Origin of the sequence: Massilia sp. CT11-108 (genome assembly GCF_047302915.1) — a bacterium.
Lineage (GTDB): Bacteria > Pseudomonadota > Gammaproteobacteria > Burkholderiales > Burkholderiaceae_D > Telluria > Telluria orientalis.
The window spans coordinates 1-2,076 of the sequence record NZ_JBKYMO010000730.1; the positions used below are offsets into that span (position 1 = coordinate 1).

Here is a 2,076-nt window from a genome sequence, read left to right on the forward strand (position 1 = left end):
TCGTCGAGCAGCACGTCGAGCGGCGGCAGGTCCGTGTCCCATTCGACGAGCGTGGGCACGGCGCCGAAGCGCGCCAGCGCCGCGCGGTACAGGTCCCACACGGGCGGCGCGACCCGGGCGCCGTGGTGGTCGATGAGGCCATCGGCCGTGACGAGATGGCCGCCCAGGTGGATCTCGCCCACGCAGCCGGCCGGCAGCGCGGCGATGGCGGCATGCGGATCCTCGCCGTGATTGCGCTCGTTGACGTACAGGTTGTTCACGTCCAGCAGCACGCCGCAACCCGTGCGGCGCGCGAGTTCGGCGAGGAAGTCCGCTTCGCTCATCGCGTCGCCCGCGAAGCGCACGTAGGTGGAGACGTTTTCGACGAGGATGCGCCGTCCCAGCACGTCCTGCACGCGCCCGACGCGCGCGGCGACGAGGCCGAGCGCCTCATGGTCCAGCCGCAGGGGCAGCAGGTCGTTCAGCTGGCGGTCGCGCAGCGCGCCCCAGGACAAGTGTTCGGAGACGAGGACCGGCTGGAGTGTTTGCACGAGGGCGGCCACGCGGGCCAGGTGGTCATCGGAAAAGCCGTGCACAGACCCGAGGCCGAGGCCCACGCCGTGCAGGCTGACTTGATAGTCGCGGCGCACCGCGGACAGCACGCGCCAGTCGTGGCCCGCGCGCGCGAGAAAGTTTTCCGTGTGGACCTCGACCCAGCCAACGTCGGGCCGGCGGTCGAGGAAATCGCGGTAATGCGGCGCGCGCAGACCGATGCCGGCGGCCATGGTAGTGCTTATTTACCCTGCTTCGGCGGATTGAGTTTGCCGCCGGCTTTTTCGCAGGTGCCCTTCGGGACGAATTTCCATTCGCCCGGGTCCTTGTCGGCCGTCGCCATGCCGGCGCAACCGTGGGTGGCGGTACCGCAATCGTTCTGGCCGGCCTTGGCGACGCCGTAGCATTTTTCTTCGTTGCCGGATTGCGCATCCATCTGGCCGCCGGCCGTGGCCTGGGTGGCGCAGACGCTCGCGAGCGCGGCGGCGATCAGGGCTTGTCGTTTGTTCATGAGCATTCTCCAAAAATACGCGTACGTACCGCGGGAGGCATTCTATCCCGGTCGGAACGTGCTGAGGGGAAAAGTAACCCGGCCGGGGCGGCCGTTGTCGGCTGCGCGCCGGACGTTGTCGTCACTAGCGGCAGCCCGATGGTGGCGGCTGAGCGGATGGTATTGTGTGGCCGCCCCCGTCGCGCCGGGTACTGGGCCGATAACGCGGGCGGCGGGAATTCCGTTGACGCGCGCGCGTCAGGCCGTCGTGTTGATGTGGTTGCCCAGGTGCGGCGGCAGGTTCGACGCCGGCGCGGCGGACTGCACGGCTTCCAGCAGCTGGGTGGCTGCCGCAGCCTGGATGTCCTGCGTCTTTTTCAGCACGGCGACGGCGACGTCCTGGCGGGTGCCGGTGTCGGCGATGCTGGTGGCAAGCTTGGCGATACCTAAGGCGTCCATATGCGCTCCTGGTGGGTGTGTCGACAGTCGGGCAGCACGGGGGTCGCCCGCACTGCCGCTTATCCCCTGTTATCGACAGGGCGCGCAGGAACTTTAGGCGGGCAAACCATTAAATTGCCTGACCCAGCGCAAGACCGCGTCCGGATCGAGCAGGTCGAGCCACGCCACGTGCGGCGCCAGCCCCTCCGGGCGCGCCATCGTGGACGCGACGGCCACGATGTGCGGGTCGCCCGGAAACATCGGCGGCTTGCCGACCTCCGGCCGGTACACCTCCAGCTTGGGCAGCGCCTCCCATTTATAGCCTTCCACCAGGGTCAGGTCGGCCGGCGCGAGGCGTGCCAGGTGTTCGGCCAGCGACGGCTCCGCGGCGCCGCGCAGCTCGCGCATGATGGCCACGCGGTACGGCGACGCGATCATGACCTCGGCTGCGCCGGCCGCGCGCATGCGGGCGCTGTCCTTGTGCGGCGGTTCCAGCATGACGTCGTGGTGGCTGTGCTTGACGACGTTGACGCGCAGGCCCGACGCCGCCAGCCGCGCGACGAGGAGTTCCAGCAGCGTCGTCTTGCCGCTGCCCGACCAGCCGATGACGCCCAGCA

At 69.2% G+C, this 2,076-nt stretch carries 4 protein-coding genes; all 4 read right to left on the reverse strand.

The annotated features are described in order from the left end of the window. A partial coding sequence (locus ACEN88_RS30020; RefSeq protein WP_413345587.1) for a DUF692 domain-containing protein occupies positions 1 to 764 on the reverse strand: 764 nt, incomplete at its 3' end. Positions 765 to 772: 8 nt separating this feature from the next. Further along, a complete protein-coding gene (locus tag ACEN88_RS30025) occupies positions 773 to 1,042 on the reverse strand; it encodes a DUF2282 domain-containing protein (RefSeq protein WP_371764832.1) in 270 nt (89 codons plus the stop codon). Positions 1,043 to 1,279: 237 nt separating this feature from the next. Continuing rightward, positions 1,280 to 1,480: a YjfB family protein gene (locus ACEN88_RS30030; protein ID WP_413345589.1), complete on the reverse strand. Its 201-nt coding sequence runs from the start codon at positions 1,478 to 1,480 to the stop codon at positions 1,280 to 1,282. A 93-nt stretch (positions 1,481 to 1,573) separates the two neighbouring features. Beyond that, positions 1,574 to 2,074, reverse strand: a complete 501-nt coding sequence (gene mobB / locus ACEN88_RS30035; protein WP_413345591.1) for a molybdopterin-guanine dinucleotide biosynthesis protein B — start codon at positions 2,072 to 2,074, stop codon at positions 1,574 to 1,576. Positions 2,075 to 2,076 lie beyond the last annotated feature (2 nt).

What these genes read in the sequence shown, in the direction of transcription:
- ACEN88_RS30025 (WP_371764832.1), bottom strand. Translation starts at nt 1,042, where the DNA reads ATGAACAAACGACAAGCCCTGATCGCCGCCGCGCTCGCGAGCGTCTGC.
- ACEN88_RS30030 (WP_413345589.1), bottom strand. Translation starts at nt 1,480, where the DNA reads ATGGACGCCTTAGGTATCGCCAAGCTTGCCACCAGCATCGCCGACACC.